The following is a 15,240-nucleotide window of genomic DNA, read 5'->3' as shown; positions in this document are numbered from 1 at the left end:
TCGTGCGCGGGCAGTCGCCTCGACGCGGTCAGTAGCCGCGTACGTCGGGCCAGTGGCGCTGCACTCCGGCGCGGTCGAGGAGCCGCGCGAACTCCTCGAACCGCTTGTCCTCGGCCTGTACCTGGTGCGGTTCGACGTCCCCGGCCAGGCAGTGGGCGGCGAGCGCGCCGGCGACCTCGCCGATGTTCCACTCCACCGGGTGGAGCCGGTAACAACCGTTGGTGATGTGGGTCGTGCCGATGTTCTTGCCCGCGGGCAGCAGATTGCGGACCCGCCGTGGCACGAGCGCCCCGAGCGGGATCTCGAAGGGCACCGAGCCGATGTCGACGTAGGTGTCGCCTCCGGTGGAGGGGTGCAGGTCGATGCGGTAGCTGCCGATGCCCACGGAGTCGCGGTACTTCGTGCCCCCGGACGGGCCCACCAGGTCGATCGCCACATCGCGCTCGGTGACGGTGGTGACCGCCTTGATACGGCGCGACTCACGGACGTACGGCGCCTTCGCCAGGCCGTCCGCCGTACCGGTCACATCGGGGCGCGGCCGGAGGCCGGGGAAGCCGGTGCCGCCGTCCGGCCGGGGTGCTTCGGTCTGCAGCCAGTACAGGACCGACAGGGACAACTGACGTGCCTCGGCGACGGCTTGGGCTCCGGTCTGTGCTCCCGCTCCGACGAGCGGCTTCAACCAGTAGTCGTTGAGCGGCCAGTTGACGAGTGTGATGTCGGAGTCGAAGGCGCCGGGGCGGTGCAGCTTGCGTGCCAGGATGCGGCGGAAGCCCCACAGCTCCTTGTCGCCCGCGTCGGCGCTCTGGTCGGCGCTCACACCGAGCGGGTCGAGGTCGGGGTTGGGGACGAAGGTACGCGGGACGGGTTCCAGGGTGCGAGGGTCGGGCGCCTGGAAACCGAGGAGCGGGCCGGGCCAGAAGTCCGGACGGTACGCGCGCCAGAAGCCGTAGTCCGCCGGGCGGTCGACGGTGTGGTCCTCACCCTCGTGGTGGGAGAGCGCGAAGCACACGGTGATGCCCTGCTGGTTGAGCGGCTCGGCCCGCTCCGGGGCGTGCGGCTCGTCGTACTCGGACCGTGCCTCGGCGCCGCATACGTGCTCGACGCCTGCCAAGTACAGGAGTTCGCCCGTCTCGGTGGCGTCGATGACATAGCGGGCCGGTACGGAGACGCGGCGGCCGTCGGGGCGGTGCTCCAGAGTCACGGACCGTACGACATCGTTGTCGGACTCGGCCGCGACGGGCCGGTGGTCGGTGAGGACGGTCAGGCGTCCGGCCGCCCGGTGGGGCGCGAGCATGGCCTCCAGCACGGCCAGCGCCACCCGTGGCTCGTGGCAGAGCTTGCTGACCCGTCCGGCGCCCGGGTTGAGGTCCGTGAGCGTGAGCGCCTCCGAACGCATCGGGTACCACTGCCGGTAGAACTGTCTGATGCCCTCGCGCAGTCGGCGATACGAGGCCGTCGTCCCGAACTGCTCGACCCACGGGTGCTCGTCGGGCGGTACGGCCTGCGAGGTGAGTTGTCCGCCGATCCAGTCGGTCTCCTCGGTGAGCACGACCCTGCGTCCGGCCCGGCAGGCGGCCAGCGCGGCGGCCACTCCGCCGAGGCCACCGCCCACGATGAGGATGTCGGCTTCCGGTATCACGCTTCTCCTTGCGGGTGGTTGACGTCCACGGAGGGTGCGGTTCACGGCGGTCAGCGCTGCTCCGGCGGCCTCCCCGTGGTGGTACCGGGCCGGAAGACACAGGCGACCAGGGGTTCGTCGGCCTCCTCGCCGGCGACGCGGGCGGCGAGGAGCCGGACCGCGGCCGCGCCCAACTCGGGCCGGGGGATGTCGAATCCGGTGGCCTGCGGACTGGCGACGAGGTCGCCGGGCGGACTGCCGAGCAGGGCGAGCGACAGGTCGTCGGGGCAGGTGAGACCGGCCGCGTCGACGGCCCGGCACAGGGCGTGCCAGGCGGCCCCGGTGTCGGTCTCCTCCGCGACGAACGCGGTGACACCCTCGGCCAGCCAGTGGCGCAGCCGCTCGGGGGTGAGGTCGCCCTCGGGGTCGGCGGAGCGGAAGACGGCCTCGGGTCCGCCCGGAAGCCTGGCCGCCTCCAGCCCTTCCAGGAAGCCCTGTTGACGGTCCGTGGACGCCGGAGCGTCGTCGTCCTCGCGGACCAGCACGATGCGCCGGTGCCCCAGCGCCGCCAGATGGCCGACGACTTCGCCGCTCGCGCTGACGTAGTCGGCGCCCACCCACGGCAGCCCTTCGAGTTCGTCGCGGCGCCCGAGGTGCACGACCGGGAAACCGTCGGCGACCATCCGCTTCAACTCCGCGACCGGAGCATGCCGGCCGAGGAAGAGGCAGCCGTCGGCGAGTCGCACCCTGCTCAGCGCGTCGGGCCTCGACGCCCCCGCGCCTCCGGAACTCGACCCCGTGAAGAGCACCAGGTCATAGCCGCGCGCGGCGGCCTCCTGCTCCACGCCGACGAGGAAGGGGTAGTACGAGTGCTGCACATCGGTGGGGAAGGTGGCCGTGAAGCTGAACACGCCGAGCAGGTTGTTGCGGGCCGCCGCCAGCCGTTGCGCGGCGGGGTCCGGTACGTAGCCCAGGCTGCGGGCCGCGTCGAGCACCCGCTGCCGGGTCTCGTCCGAGATCGCCGAGCCCTGCGTCTTGTCCGACAGCACGAGCGACACCGTGGCCTGGGAGACCCCGGCCAGTCGGGCGACTTCCGCCTGCCGCGGTCGGGACGTGCGACCCGCCGCCGCAGGGGTACGACCGCGCCGGGACCGCTTCTTGGGCTGCTCCACCATGCTCCTCACCTGGCCTGGCACGACCGCCGCGCACGTCGTTTATGCGTATCAGTAATGCGTATCAGTGATGCGTATGAATGAGTACTGTGGGCGCCTTGCCGTCGTCGGTCAAGAGTTCTGACAGGACTTCATGCCATGGGTGAGTACGCGGATGTGTGAGCAAGCGTCGCGCGGAGCGGGCGAGACAGCAGGATCGGACGGACGGAACCTGGGTCAGGTGGCGATGTCCATGCGCTGGGTGCCGATGACTTTGAGCAGTTGCAGCGTCCGGTAGGCGCGGGAGTCGGGTTCAGCGGTGAAGATGATCATCTGCTGGTCCTGGCCCGGCACGGTCAGGACGTCGAAGTCCAGGTCGATCGTCCCGACTTGGGAGTGCTGGATCTGCTGCTGGTGGTGGTGTTCGATGCGCAGCTCGTGGGAGTTCCACAGACGGGCGAAGTCCTCGCTGCCGCCGAGCAGTTCGTCGATGAGGGTGCGCAGTTCGACGTTGTCCGGGTAGCGGGCAGTGGCGACGCGCAGATAGCTGACGGCGGCGGTCACGAACCGGTGGGGCTGGGTCATGCCGTAGCCGCGGTGCTCGGGGTCGGGGTGCAGGAAGTAGCGGCGGATGACGTTGCGGTCCGGGCCGGTCAGGGCGGAGAAGTCCTCGAAGAGGGCTGCCGCCAGGGGATTCCAGGCCAGGATCCGGCAGGTGTTGTCGAGCACGAGGGCGCCGGCGTCGGTGAGGCGCTCCAGCAGATTCAGTGTGCCGGGGTCCACGTCGCGGGAGGGCCCTTGGACAGGCTCGGGTGCCGCCTCTCCGGCGAGGCGGAAGAGGTGGGTGCGTTCCTGGTCGGACAGGCGCAGTGCGCGGGCGATGCCGGTCAGGACGGCGTGCGAGGGATGGCGTCCTCGGGCCTGTTCCAGGCGGCTGTAGTGGTCCACGGAGATGTGCGCGAGCTGGGCGACCTCTTCGCGGCGCAGCCCGGGGGTGCGACGCCTGGGCCCGTGCGGCAGGCCGACGTCCTCGGGGCGTACGCGCTCCCGTTTGCCGCGCAGGAACGCCGCGAGAGCGTGCTTGTCCATGGTCACCACGGTACGGCGGGGCGCCCCGGCCAGCCACGGACTCTCGGTCCCTGGATACCGCTCGGGCCACCACCGCAGGGTGAAAGCACAGGCACAACGATGTGGAAGCACGGGGAAGCACGTGAAACGAAGTGAGGACAAGGCCATGCGGGTGTTCATGACGGGCGCGAATGACCATGTGGGCGGTGTGTTGGCCGAGCACATGGTGACCGGCGGCTCTTGTGCGATGGACCGCGGGGTACGCCGGTGAGCGCGCCGGTGACGGCACTGGCCGCGATCGGGGTGGTGGCGCTGGTGTGCGCCGCCGCGTACGGATACCTCCTGCACAGCCCGAAACCCGCCGAGCCACGGCTGAGCGCCCCGGTGACGGTGGACACGATCACCGTGGGCGACCGGACGCGTGCGTACCAGGCCTTCGTGCCCGCGGATCTGCCGCCCGGCTCGCCGCTGCTGTTCGTCCTGCACGGCTCACAGCAGGACGGGAGGACCATTCGTACGGCCACCGGGTACGGCTTCGACAAGTTGGCCGAGCGGCACAAGTTCGCGGTGGTCTATCCGGACGGCTACAAGCGCGGCTGGAACGACGGCCGAACCTCCGCGGTCACCCCTGCCCGCAAGGAGGACGTCGACGACGAGGGCCTGATCGCCGCGCTCGTCGAGCGGTTCCGCCGACGGCACGGCATCGATCCCGCCCGGGTGTTCGTCACCGGCTTCTCGAACGGCGGGCAGATGGCCTTCCGTCTCGCCGCCCGGACACCGGACAGGATCGCCGCCATCGCGGTGATCGGGGCGGGCCTGCCCACACCGGACCAGTGGGCCGTCACGGAGCCGAAGCGCCCGCTGCCCGTCCTGCTCATCTCCGGCACACGCGACCCGATCATGCCGTACGACGGCGGCGAGGCAAGCATCTTCGGCTTCCAGAAACGCGGCACTGTGCTGTCCGCCGAGATCACAGCCCGTGCGTTCGCCGAGGTCAACGGCATCACCCGGCCCCCGATCAGCAGGCCACCGGCCGGGTTGCCCCTGGACGGGTCCGGCGGCGCGGAGGGCCCGTCGGTGATCGAGACCCGCTACAGCCAGCCCGGCAAGGCCCCCGTTGTGGCGTTCACGGTCTCCGGCGGCGGTCACACGATCCCCAACCCCGACTACCGCTTCCCCCGGCTCATGGGCAGGACCGACCGCACCCTCGATGCCCCGGCCGCCATCTGGGACTTCTTCAGCGAGGCCATGGAGGCGGACGCCCCTCGACGCCCACGGTAGGAACCTCGGCGCGGGCCTCCTTGCTGAGACTGGGCCTACCAGGATCGGGCGGCGAGCCGGTGCGTTGGGCCAGGATGCCGCACCCGGACCCTGACACGCCGCTTCCGGCGGAGGCGAGGAACTGGCCGTTGTCGACGTATCGATCGCCCGGGTTCTCCCAGCTCAGAGCCCATCTGTGGGTCAGTGGCGACATTCCGTCGGGCAGTGTCATTAATGCCACTGGGAGACCGTTCGGCAGCCGGTTAGCGTCGGGAGCGTCCGGCGCGAAGACGGGCTCCGCCACACCTGAAGGACCTTCCATGCACGCACAGATCGTGTTGTTCGACGGTTTCGATCCGCTGGATGTCATCGCCCCCTACGAGGTGCTGTACGCCGGCGGCACCGCCTCCAACGGCGCGGTGACGGTGGAACTGGTCTCCGCCGAGGGGGTACGTGAGGTGGTCAGCGGCACCGGTGGCCTGGCACTGCGCGCCGCTGCCGCACTCGACCCCGGGCGTGCGGGCCTGATCCTGATTCCTGGTGCCTCGGGCCGTGTCGGAGAGCCCGGCGAGGTCCCAGACCAGGAGATCGGGGCCGGGGAGTGGCGGCAGGACGAATTCATCCCCGTGCTGCTGGGCCGCACCCTGACCACCGAGTTGCCCACGCTCATGAAGGCGGCGATGGAGAATCCGGAGGTGACGACCGCCGCGGTGTGCGGCGGATCGCTCGTTCTGGCCATGGCCGGCCTGCTGGAGGGCCGCTACGCCACCACCCATCACCTGGGCCTGGACATGCTCGACGCCACCGGCGCCCACGCGGTCCACGCCCGCGTCGTCGACGACGGCGACCTCGTCACCGGCGCCGGTGTCACTTCCGGACTCGATCTGGGCCTGTATCTGCTGGAGCGCGAGGTGGGCCCTCGAATCGCTCACGCAGTGGAGGAGTTGTTCGCCCACGAGCGCCGCGGCACGGTCTGGCGCCACCGGGGTCCTGCGCCCGCCGCCCTCTGACCGGCCACCCGTATACGTCCCACCCGCACCGCATCGTGAGGAAGAACAACGGCATGCCCATCGAAGGCACCTGGGACCTGTCCATCTCCACCCCCATCGGCAAGATCAACTCCGTGGTCGAGCTCCGTCGGCAGGACGGTGTCCTGACCGGGGCCGCCCACGGGGCGGGAGAGCAAGTCCCGCTCGACGATGTCGCCCTCGTCGGCGACCGGCTCACCTGGAAGCAGGCCATCACCAAGCCCATGCGCCTGAACCTGGCCTTCGCCCTTGCGGTCGACGGCGACACGCTCACCGGCACATCCAAGGCTGGACGTCTGCCTGCGTCCAAGGTCACCGGCCGTCGTCGCACCGTTCGGGAAGAGGCCGCAGGCCACTAAGCCCCGACCGTCACGGTCGCCGTCGACCCAGTCCTGACGGCCGCCAAGGCGCCCACCAACCGCGGCACCGCCACGTCACGGTGCACTGAGGGGACCCGCGCACCGGCCGGAGTGCCGGTACGGACCGGGCGAGGGCGACGGAGACGGGCGAGTCCCCTCGTCCAGCCTGCGGCGATGTCGGCGGTGGTACGCGTCGGAGGGCGCGCGGACAGGCGCCGAGCTTCCCCGCGATCCACTCGCGGCCTCTGGCGCCAGGTGAGCGAGGACGAGGGCCTGGCAGGACGATCATTACCACCACTTTTGCGACCGTCACCTGGGCAGGTGCTCTTTTTCTTGCGGACGGAGAGACCGGGTGCACGTCGCGGGCGCCCGGAGCGACGATGATCCAGGCCCCGTCACACTCGTGGCCCGACAGGCCGTCGGGGCCGCCCGAGTCCAGGCTACAAGTGGCAGGGTGTGATCCGCTGGCGTGGAATGGAGGGGGCGGGGGCGGAAACGTGGAGGCGCCGTGGGTGTGACACCGCTGACCGAGATCCTCTCCGGACCTTTCAACGAGCGCTACGCCGTACCGGCCATCAACGTGTTCAACGACCTCACGCTGGAGGCCGTGCTGGCGGCCGCGGTGGAGAACGCGTCGCCGCTGATCGTGCAGACCTCCGTGAAGACGGTCAAGTCCATCGGCAGCGACGTGCTCTACGCCATGTGGACCGCGATGACCGCGGGCATCGAGGTGCCCGTCGCCCTGCACCTGGATCACTGTCCGGAACGCGAGGTCATCACCGAGTGTCTGCGGCGGGGATGGAACTCGGTGCTCTTCGACGCCTCCAAGCTGCCGGTCGAGGAGAACATGCGGCAGACCGTCGAGGTCGTAGCGGAGGCTCGTGCGTACGGGGCCGCGGTCGAGGGCGAGATCGAATCGATCACTGGTGTGGAGGACGGCATCGGCAGCGACATCGCCGCCGAGCAGCAGGACCTGGCGGTCGCGCTGGAGTTCCTGCGGACCACGCAGGTCGACGTCTTCGCACCGGCGATCGGGAACGCCCACGGGTCGTACAAGCAGGCGCCGGTGCTCGATGCCCAGCGCGTGTCCGACCTCGTGGCGGCCTATCCGGTACCGATCGCGCTGCACGGCGGCAGCGGACTGTCCGACGAGCAGTTCCGCGACCTGATCTCCCGGGGGTGCGCGAAGGTCAACATCTCGACCGCCCTCAAGGAGACGTTCATGAAGTCGAATCTGGCCTTCCTCGAAACGGCGGCGGAGCGGCAGAAGTGGGATCCGCCGTCGCTCTTCCGGGCCGTCCGCCAGGATGTCGTCGAGTTGGCCGGTTCCCTCATGAGGCTCTTCGGCAGCGCCGGGCGGGCGGGCTGAGAACATGCCCGCGCTCATCTTCGACTGCGACGGCGTCCTCGCCGACACCGAACGCGACGGACACCTGCCCGCATTCAACGCGACGTTCGAGGAATTCGGTCTGCCCGTGCGGTGGAGCGACCAGGAGTACGCAGAGAAGGTGAAGGTCGGCGGCGGCAAGGAGCGGATGCGGACACTGCTGACCCCCGACTTCGTCGCCGCCGCCGGTCTGCCCACCGACCAGGCCGCCCTCGACGAGCAGGTCGCCGCCTGGCACCGGCGCAAGACCGAGATCTACACCGGGATCATCCGCAGCGGAGGCATTCCGCCCAGGCCGGGCGTACGGCGGGTCGCCGCTCAGGCGCACGAGGGCGGATGGACGCTCGCGGTCGCCTCCACCTCCGCGGAAGCCTCCGTCCGCGCCGTGCTCGAACTCGCCATGGGCCCCGAACTGGCCGCTCACTTCGGCGTGTTCGCCGGGGACGTGGTCCAGCGGAAGAAGCCCGCCCCGGACATCTATGACTTCGCCGTGCACCGGCTCGGCCTCGATCCGGCGCGCGTCGTGGTGATCGAGGACAGCCGCAACGGGATGCTGTCCGCGCTCGGCGCCGGGCTGACCTGCGCCGTCACGACCAGCGCCTACACCCAGGAGGAGGACTTCACCGGGGCCTCCCTCGTGGTCACCTCGCTCGGCGATCCGCCGCCGGAGGAGACCGTCACCCGGGTGCTGAGCGATCCGCTCGGCGCCCGCCCCGGGGAATGGGTGGAGCTCGCGGACCTGGCCGCCCTGCTCACCGCCGGCGGTGACACAGGCTCCACCGCGTCGGGTCCGCCCGCGGCAGGGCCGCCCGGCTCCGCGCCGCCCGGCCCGGATCCTCGTTCGCACTGACGTCGCGGCAGTCAGGAGAGTCATGTCATCGCCATCGACACCCGTCGGCGACCTCGCCTTCGTCGTCCGGACCATGGCCCGGACGGCGGTCGACAACGAAAAGGCATTCGGCGACCTCGACGCCGTCGCGGGCGACGGGGACTTCGGGTACTCCCTCGCTCGCGGCTTCGAGATCGTGCTCGCCGACTGGGACGACCTCGCAGCGGACTCGCCGGCCGAGTTCCTGAAGAAGGTCGCTCTGGTGATCTCCAAGCGAGTCGGCGGCACGTCGGGGCCGCTGTGGGGCACGGCCTTTCTCCGGGCGTCCGGGGCGGTGAAGGACAGGCCGGAGCTGGATGCCGCCGACGCGGTGGCCATGCTGCGGGCCGCGGCCGAGGGGATCAAGGCGCGGGGCAAGTCCGACCTCGGCGACAAGACGCTGCTGGACGCGCTCATACCGATGACCGACGCCCTGGAACAGCGGCTGGCCGAGGGCGGACCGGGGGCCGACGCGGCGGAACTCGCCCGGCTGGCCGCCGCGACGGCCCGGACCGCAGCGGACGCGACGACCTCCATGCAGGCGCGACGCGGCCGCCAGAGCTATACCGGTGAGCGCAGTATCGGCTCGCCGGACCCGGGCGCGGTGGCGGTCGCGGTCATGGCGGAGCGCGTCGCCGCCGCATGGGACGCACGCGACAGCGACTGACGGCGGGCGACGGACCTGGCTCCCGGACCGTCTTCCGGCATCCGGGACCGGCACCACGAAGGAGTGACGGCATGAAGAAGTTCGTCAACGACCCGAAGGACTACGTTGCGGAGATGCTGGAGGGGCTGGCCCTGGCCAACCCCGACACGCTGAAGTACGTCCCCGAGTACAACCTGATCATGCGCGCCGACGCCCCGCAGGAGAACAAGGTCTCCATCGTGCAGGGCTCCGGGTCCGGTCACGAGCCGGCGCACGTGATGACCGTCGGCAAGGGGATGCTCGACGCTGCCTGTCCCGGCGATGTGTTCGCCGCGCCGCCGGCCGACTACGTCTACGAGACGGTCAAGCTGGTCGCCTCGCCGAAGGGCGTTCTGCTGCTGGTCAACAACTACACGGGGGACCGGATGGCCTTCGAGATGGCCGAGGAGCTGTCCCAGGCCGACGGGGTGACCGTACGTACGCTCTTCATCGATGACGACGTGGCCGTACAGGACTCGACGTACACCGTCGGCCGGCGCGGGGTGGCCGGCAACTTCTTCGTGATGAAGGCCGTCGGCGCGGCCGCCGAGCGGGGTGCTGACCTCGACGAGGTCCACCGGATCGGAGAGAAGGTCAACTCCGTCACCCGCTCCATGGGCATGGCGCTCACCGCCTGCACGCCTCCGGCGAAGGGCTCGCCGCTGTTCGACCTGCCCGAGGACGCGGTCGAGATGGGCGTGGGCATCCACGGCGAGCCGGGCCGCGAGCGGGAGAAGCTCCGGTCGGCGGACGCGATGGTGGGCGAGCTCGTCAGCGCGGTCGTGGACGACCTGCCGTACGTCTCCGGCGACCGCGTCGCACTGATGGTCAACGGCCTCGGCGGCACACCGATCGGCGAGCTCTACCTGGTGTACGGACGGGCCCACAAGCAGCTCACCGAGCGTGGCATCGAGATCGGGCGCAGCTATGTGGGTGAGTACTGCACCTCGCTCGACATGGCCGGCGTCTCCGTCACACTGGTCCGGCTGGACGACGAGATCTCCGATCTGCTCGCCGCTCCCGCCGAGATCCCCATCCGCGTGTTCTGAGGGAACGACGACACTCCTCGCCCGGAGGACCAGCGGCCGACCTCCCGTTTCAGCAGGTCAAGATGTTCGGCGCGGTCAGCCGAGGCACACCAGGAGCAGGCAGATCTGTGACGGTGAAGTCGTTGTCGGCGGGGGGCTCGCCTGCGGTGTTCCCGAGGTCGTGCCGTGGGCGCCGGCAGGCGGGGACGTCTCCGGCGCCGCCGTACTGGTGTGGTCGGGCACCGTTCCGACGGTGGAGGGGGAGGCGGCCAGAGGCTGCGGGGTCGCCGACGCCGCCGTCGGATGAGGAGAGGCAGCGTCGAACGGCTGAGCACTCGTCGGCGTGACGTGGGGCGGGGCAGTGGCGGACTGCCGGCGCGCAAGGGCGGTCGTGGTCGACTGCGCGGGGGGAGTGTGCGACGACACGTGAGTTTCAGGTTGTGTCGACGACGGGCGGGGCTGCTCAGTCGCCTGCTCGTCGGCAGTGCCCATGGTCGCGACGTCCGGTGCTGTCGCCGCCTGTGCTCGGTCGGCGGAGTTCCGGTCCATCGAGGTGACGGTCAGGCCGCCTCCGACGAGTGCGACGGCAGTCGCGACCACGGCCCGGCGCTGGTTCTTCTTCCAGCGGGCCAGCTGGCGACGCCGTGCCGCCCGGCCCTGCGGTGCGGGCGTCGCGCCATCGAAGTCGCCGTACGGGTCGGTCTGCGGGGCCTCCTCCAGGCCGCCCCCGGCCGCTGCCTCGTCGTCAAGACGGCCGTCGTGCCACGTCTCCGAGGCCGTGTACTCCCACGGCACCGATGCGCTCACCGCCGTGCCGGTCGGCTCCATGCCGACCCAGGTCGGGACGATGCGACGGTCGGCGGTGACCGGTGCGATGTCCGGAGCGTAGGCGCCGCATCCGGGACATACCAGGGCGCCGTTGAGATGCCGCCGACACGAGGAGCAGTAGTCCATTTGCGGTCTTCCTGAGTTGACATGCCATCGCCCCGCCGGGCCTGGTCGCGTTCGCACGTGGGATCGAACAGCCAGCAACGCTAACGAGGCTTTCGAAAGCCTGTGTGCAGTCCGTGTGGCGCTGTTGTGCGGATTCCCCGGGCCCGGCCCACGAGGACGGCACGAGGCCCGGCTTGCGCAGTCGCCCGATCCGGTGTCGGGGGACGGGGCGGGTGTTGCGGCGGGTGGTGGGAACGCGTCGGCCGCCCCGGGGCAGGCCCGGGGCGGCCGACGCGTTCCTGGATGTCAGCTGGATGTCAGAGCGACGTCATGACGTGCTTGATCCGGGTGTAGTCCTCGAAGCCGTACGCGGAGAGGTCCTTGCCGTAGCCGGACTTCTTGAAGCCGCCGTGCGGCATCTCGGCGACGAGGGCCATGTGGGTGTTGATCCACACACAGCCGAAGTCGAGGTTCTTCGACATCCGCATCGCCCGCGCGTGGTCCTTGGTCCACACCGAGGAGGCCAGTGCGTAGTCGACACCGTTGGCGTACCGCACGGCCTGGGCCTCGTCCGTGAACGACTGGACGGTCATGACCGGGCCGAAGACCTCGTTCTGGATGATCTCGTCGTCCTGCTTGAGGCCGGAGACCACGGTCGGGGCGTAGAAGTACCCCTTCTCGCCGACCCGGTGGCCGCCCGCCTCGATCGTGGCGTGCTCGGGGAGGCGCTCGACGAAGCCGCTGACCTGGGCGAGCTGGTTCGCGTTGTTGAGCGGTCCGTACAGCACGTCCTCGTCGTCCGGCAGCCCGGTCCTGGTGTCGGCCGCGGCCTTGGCGAGGGCGGCGACGAACTTGTCGTGGACCGACTCGTGGACCAGGACGCGGGTCGCGGCCGTGCAGTCCTGACCGGCGTTGAAGAAGCCGCCGACCACCAGGTCCTCGACCGCCTTCGCCAGGTCGGCGTCCTCGAAGATCACAGCCGGGGCCTTGCCGCCGAGCTCCAGGTGGACCCGCTTGACGTCCTTGGCCGCGCTCTGGGCGACCTGGATGCCGGCGCGTACCGAACCGGTGATCGAGGCCATCGCGGGGGTCGGGTGCTCCACCATCAGGCGGCCGGTCTCACGGTCGCCGCAGATCACGTTGAAGATTCCGCGGGGCAGCGCCAGCTCCTCCAGGACACCGCCGATGATCTCGGCGATCAGCACCGTGGAGGCCGGGGTGGTGTCCGAGGGCTTGAGGACCACCGCGTTGCCCGCCGCGAGCGCGGGGGCGAACTTCCACACCGCCATCAGCAGGGGGTAGTTCCACGGCGCCACCTGCGCGCACACACCGACCGGCTCGCGGCGGATGATGGAGGTCATTCCCTCCATGTACTCGCCGGCCGAGCGGCCCTCCAGCATGCGGGCCGCGCCCGCGAAGAAGCGGACCTGGTCGATGGCGGGGGCGAGTTCCTCGCTGCGGGTGAGGTGGAGCGGCTTGCCGGTGTCCCGGCTCTCCGCGGCGACCAGTTCGTCGGCCCGTGCCTCCATCGCGTCGGCGATCTTCAACAGCGTGCGCTGGCGCACGGACGGCGTGGTGTCGCGCCAGACGGGGAACGCCGCGGCCGCGGCCGCCATCGCCGCGTCGACGTCCGCCGCCCCCGAGAGTGGGGAGGTCGCGTAGACGTCACCGGTGGTGGGGTCCACGACATCGAGCGTGCGGCCGTCCGAGGCGTCCGCGAACGCACCGTCGATGTAGTTGCGGAAGGTGGTGCTCATGGAACGTCTCTCCTGGTCAGGCGGCGGTACGGGCGGACAGGTGCTCGTGGACGGCGACCCAGCCGCCGTCGTCGGCGCGGGTGAAGACGATGGTCTCCCGCTCGTGGACCGTTTCCTCGCCGGCGTTGGTGGCGACCCGGGTCTCGACGTCGTGACTGAAGACGGCGGTGTCGCCGAAGTGCTGGATCAGCTGTGCCGACGAGGTGCAGCCGAGGATGCGGAAGCCGTCCTGTTCCACCCACTGCTGCCAGAGCGCGCGGTACTCGGCCGTGGAGCCGAGCCGCTGCGGGGTGGTGTGGAAGATGAAGGTCGCGTCCGGGGCGAAGGCGCCGAAGTAGTCGTCGAGGCGGCCCTCGGCGAAGGCGGCGACGAGCGCGTCCGCGGCGGTCCGGACTTCCTGGACGGTGGTGGTGCTCATGCACGGCTCCTGGTCACGGGCGTCCGGCGGCGGGGCCGGAACGGCGGGCGTTCGGTTACGGGGGAGTGAGGCCTCAGTGGGTCACGGCGGGTTCGGGGACGATCTCCTCGGTATCGCCGGTGATCGGCGGCACCGGGGCGTCCGACGCCCGGACGAAGCGGGGTCCGGCCGGTCCGTACACGGCGCGCGGCTCGGGGAACAGAGTGAGCAGGGCGAGGTAGAGCACGACCGCGAGGGCGAGGCCGACCGGCAGCGAGATGTCCGTGCCGCCCGCGAGATCGCCCAGCGGGCCGACGAACTGGCCGGGCAGGTTGGTGAAGAGGAGCGCCACCACGGCGGAGACGAGCCAGGTGGACATGCCGCGCCAGTTCCAGCCGTGCGTGAACCAGTAGCGGCCCCCACGCTGGCGCCGGTTGAAGACCTGCAGCGCGTCCGCGTCGTACCAGCCGCGCCGGGTGACATAGCCGAGCGTCATGACGATCATCCACGGTGCCGTGCAGGTGATGATCAGCGTGGCGAAGGTGGAGATGGACTGCGCGAGGTTGAGCGCGAAGCGGCCGGCGAAGATGAACGCGATGGACAGGGCGCCGATGAAGAAGGTGGCCTGGACGCGGCTGAAGCGCGTGAAGACGCTGGAGAAGTCGAGCCCTGTGCCGTACAGGGACGTCGTGCCGGTCGAGAGGCCGCCGATCAGGGCGATCAGGCAGAGCGGCAGGAAGTACCAGCCGGGCGAGATCGCGAGCAGTCCGCCCACGTAGTTCGGGGCGGCCGGGTCGACGTACTTCGCGGCCTTCGACGCGATGATCGACGCGGTGGCCAGGCCGAAGAGGAACGGCAGCAGGGTGGCGACCTGGGCGAGGAACGCGGCCCCCATCACCCGGCGGCGCGGAGTCCCGGCCGGGATGTAGCGGGACCAGTCACCGAGGAACGCGCCGAAGGAGACCGGGTTGGAGAGCACGATCAGCGCGGCACCGATGAACGACGGCCAGAACAACGGGTCGGCGGTGGAGGCGAAGGTTCCCGCGTAACCGGGGTCGAAGTCGCCCGCGAAGGCGAATGCGCCGAGCACGAAGAGGGCCGATGCCGCCAGCACCGCGATCTTGTTGACCAGCAGCATGAACCGGAAGCCGTAGACACAGACGACGAGCACGAGCCCGGCGAAGATCGCGTACGCGATGCCGTAGGTGACGTCCGACTCGGGGACGTGGACGAGTCGGTGCGCGCCGCCGACGAGCGCGTCCCCCGAGGACCACACCGAGATCGAGAAGAACGCGACGGCGGTGAGCAGGGACAGGAACGAGCCGACGACCCGGCCGTGCACGCCCAGGTGCGCGGAGGAGGAGACGGCGTTGTTCGTGCCGTTGGCAGGGCCGAACAGTGCCATCGGGGCCAGCAGCAGCGCACCCGCCACGAGACCGAGGACGGTCGCCGCGAGCCCCTGCCAGAAGGAGAGCCCGAAGAGGATCGGGAAGGCGCCCAGCACACAGGTCGCGAAGGTGTTGGCACCCCCGAAGGCGAGCCGGAACAGATCGATCGGGCGGGCCGTGCGGTCCTCGTCCGGGATCCGCTCGACACCATAGGTCTCGATTTCGGTGATCGAGCTCGTCACGGGCGCTCCACCTTCCGTTCATACAGGGGGGACGGTTTCACAGTGTGTGGCCCATGGCTGATCAGGGACAA

Annotated in this window: 14 protein-coding genes; 7 read left to right on the top strand and 7 right to left on the bottom strand. The window is 70.4% G+C overall.

The window, feature by feature from the left end; genetic code table 11:
- Positions 1-28 precede the first annotated feature (28 nt).
- The 3 genes from AQJ27_RS38630 to AQJ27_RS38620 form a co-directional block, all read right to left on the bottom strand.
- The gene (locus tag AQJ27_RS38630) at positions 29-1,639 is read right to left on the bottom strand and encodes an FAD-dependent oxidoreductase (RefSeq protein ID WP_067379531.1); all 1,611 of its coding nucleotides are present in this window, start codon (positions 1,637-1,639) and stop codon (positions 29-31) included.
- A 50-nt stretch (positions 1,640-1,689) separates the two neighbouring features.
- On the bottom strand, positions 1,690-2,793 hold the full coding sequence (locus AQJ27_RS38625; RefSeq protein WP_079065558.1) for a LacI family DNA-binding transcriptional regulator: 1,104 nt from the start codon (positions 2,791-2,793) through the stop codon (positions 1,690-1,692).
- Positions 2,794-3,006: 213 nt separating this feature from the next.
- A complete protein-coding gene (locus AQJ27_RS38620; protein WP_067379671.1) occupies positions 3,007-3,858 on the bottom strand; it encodes a helix-turn-helix transcriptional regulator in 852 nt (283 codons plus the stop codon).
- A gap of 246 nt (positions 3,859-4,104) precedes the next feature.
- Here AQJ27_RS38620 and AQJ27_RS38615 point away from each other — a divergent pair, with 246 nt between their 5' ends.
- The 7 genes from AQJ27_RS38615 (at position 4,105) to dhaK (ending at position 10,473) form a co-directional block, all read left to right on the top strand.
- Entirely contained in the window at positions 4,105-5,118 is a 1,014-nt protein-coding gene (locus AQJ27_RS38615) for a CE1 family esterase (protein WP_067379528.1), read from the top strand.
- A 299-nt stretch (positions 5,119-5,417) separates the two neighbouring features.
- The gene (locus AQJ27_RS38610) at positions 5,418-6,107 is read left to right on the top strand and encodes a DJ-1/PfpI family protein (RefSeq protein ID WP_067379525.1); all 690 of its coding nucleotides are present in this window, start codon (positions 5,418-5,420) and stop codon (positions 6,105-6,107) included.
- Positions 6,108-6,160: 53 nt separating this feature from the next.
- Entirely contained in the window at positions 6,161-6,484 is a 324-nt protein-coding gene (locus tag AQJ27_RS38605) for a hypothetical protein (RefSeq protein WP_067379523.1), read from the top strand.
- Between the two features lie 508 nt (positions 6,485-6,992).
- Positions 6,993-7,853 carry a class II fructose-bisphosphate aldolase gene (locus AQJ27_RS38600; RefSeq protein ID WP_067379520.1) on the top strand — a complete coding sequence of 287 codons (861 nt, stop codon included), beginning with the start codon at positions 6,993-6,995 and terminating at the stop codon, positions 7,851-7,853.
- Positions 7,854-7,857: 4 nt separating this feature from the next.
- Positions 7,858-8,721 carry an HAD-IA family hydrolase gene (locus tag AQJ27_RS38595; RefSeq protein WP_067379517.1) on the top strand — a complete coding sequence of 288 codons (864 nt, stop codon included), beginning with the start codon at positions 7,858-7,860 and terminating at the stop codon, positions 8,719-8,721.
- A gap of 22 nt (positions 8,722-8,743) precedes the next feature.
- A complete protein-coding gene (dhaL, locus tag AQJ27_RS38590) occupies positions 8,744-9,406 on the top strand; it encodes a dihydroxyacetone kinase subunit DhaL (RefSeq protein WP_067379514.1) in 663 nt (220 codons plus the stop codon).
- A 71-nt stretch (positions 9,407-9,477) separates the two neighbouring features.
- Positions 9,478-10,473: a dihydroxyacetone kinase subunit DhaK gene (gene dhaK, locus AQJ27_RS38585; protein WP_067379510.1), complete on the top strand. Its 996-nt coding sequence runs from the start codon at positions 9,478-9,480 to the stop codon at positions 10,471-10,473.
- Between the two features lie 75 nt (positions 10,474-10,548).
- On the opposite strand, the gene AQJ27_RS38580 is transcribed toward dhaK, so the two are convergent.
- The 4 genes from AQJ27_RS38580 to AQJ27_RS38565 all read right to left on the bottom strand — a co-directional run bounded on the left by AQJ27_RS38580 (position 10,549) and on the right by AQJ27_RS38565 (position 15,169).
- A complete protein-coding gene (locus tag AQJ27_RS38580; RefSeq protein WP_067379507.1) occupies positions 10,549-11,406 on the bottom strand; it encodes an SCO2400 family protein in 858 nt (285 codons plus the stop codon).
- Positions 11,407-11,702: 296 nt separating this feature from the next.
- Positions 11,703-13,142, bottom strand: a complete 1,440-nt coding sequence (locus AQJ27_RS38575) for a gamma-aminobutyraldehyde dehydrogenase (RefSeq protein WP_067379504.1) — start codon at positions 13,140-13,142, stop codon at positions 11,703-11,705.
- Positions 13,143-13,158: 16 nt separating this feature from the next.
- On the bottom strand, positions 13,159-13,560 hold the full coding sequence (locus tag AQJ27_RS38570) for a YybH family protein (protein ID WP_054228477.1): 402 nt from the start codon (positions 13,558-13,560) through the stop codon (positions 13,159-13,161).
- Between the two features lie 73 nt (positions 13,561-13,633).
- On the bottom strand, positions 13,634-15,169 hold the full coding sequence (locus AQJ27_RS38565) for a purine-cytosine permease family protein (protein ID WP_067379501.1): 1,536 nt from the start codon (positions 15,167-15,169) through the stop codon (positions 13,634-13,636).
- Positions 15,170-15,240 lie beyond the last annotated feature (71 nt).

Source organism: Streptomyces olivochromogenes, from assembly GCF_001514115.1.
In the GTDB taxonomy this organism is placed as follows: domain Bacteria; phylum Actinomycetota; class Actinomycetes; order Streptomycetales; family Streptomycetaceae; genus Streptomyces; species Streptomyces olivochromogenes.
This window is presented reverse-complemented; position numbering and strand designations above follow the sequence as displayed.

Bases quoted from the DNA above. Each gene is read 5' to 3' on its own strand.
- AQJ27_RS38575 (WP_067379504.1), bottom strand. From the start codon at position 13,142: ATGAGCACCACCTTCCGCAACTACATCGACGGTGCGTTCGCGGACGCC.
- AQJ27_RS38595 (WP_067379517.1), top strand. From the start codon at position 7,858: ATGCCCGCGCTCATCTTCGACTGCGACGGCGTCCTCGCCGACACCGAA.
- AQJ27_RS38610 (WP_067379525.1), top strand. From the start codon at position 5,418: ATGCACGCACAGATCGTGTTGTTCGACGGTTTCGATCCGCTGGATGTC.
- AQJ27_RS38620 (WP_067379671.1), bottom strand. From the start codon at position 3,858: ATGGACAAGCACGCTCTCGCGGCGTTCCTGCGCGGCAAACGGGAGCGC.
- dhaL (WP_067379514.1), top strand. From the start codon at position 8,744: ATGTCATCGCCATCGACACCCGTCGGCGACCTCGCCTTCGTCGTCCGG.
- AQJ27_RS38605 (WP_067379523.1), top strand. From the start codon at position 6,161: ATGCCCATCGAAGGCACCTGGGACCTGTCCATCTCCACCCCCATCGGC.
- dhaK (WP_067379510.1), top strand. From the start codon at position 9,478: ATGAAGAAGTTCGTCAACGACCCGAAGGACTACGTTGCGGAGATGCTG.
- AQJ27_RS38570 (WP_054228477.1), bottom strand. From the start codon at position 13,560: ATGAGCACCACCACCGTCCAGGAAGTCCGGACCGCCGCGGACGCGCTC.
- AQJ27_RS38580 (WP_067379507.1), bottom strand. From the start codon at position 11,406: ATGGACTACTGCTCCTCGTGTCGGCGGCATCTCAACGGCGCCCTGGTA.
- AQJ27_RS38625 (WP_079065558.1), bottom strand. From the start codon at position 2,793: ATGGTGGAGCAGCCCAAGAAGCGGTCCCGGCGCGGTCGTACCCCTGCG.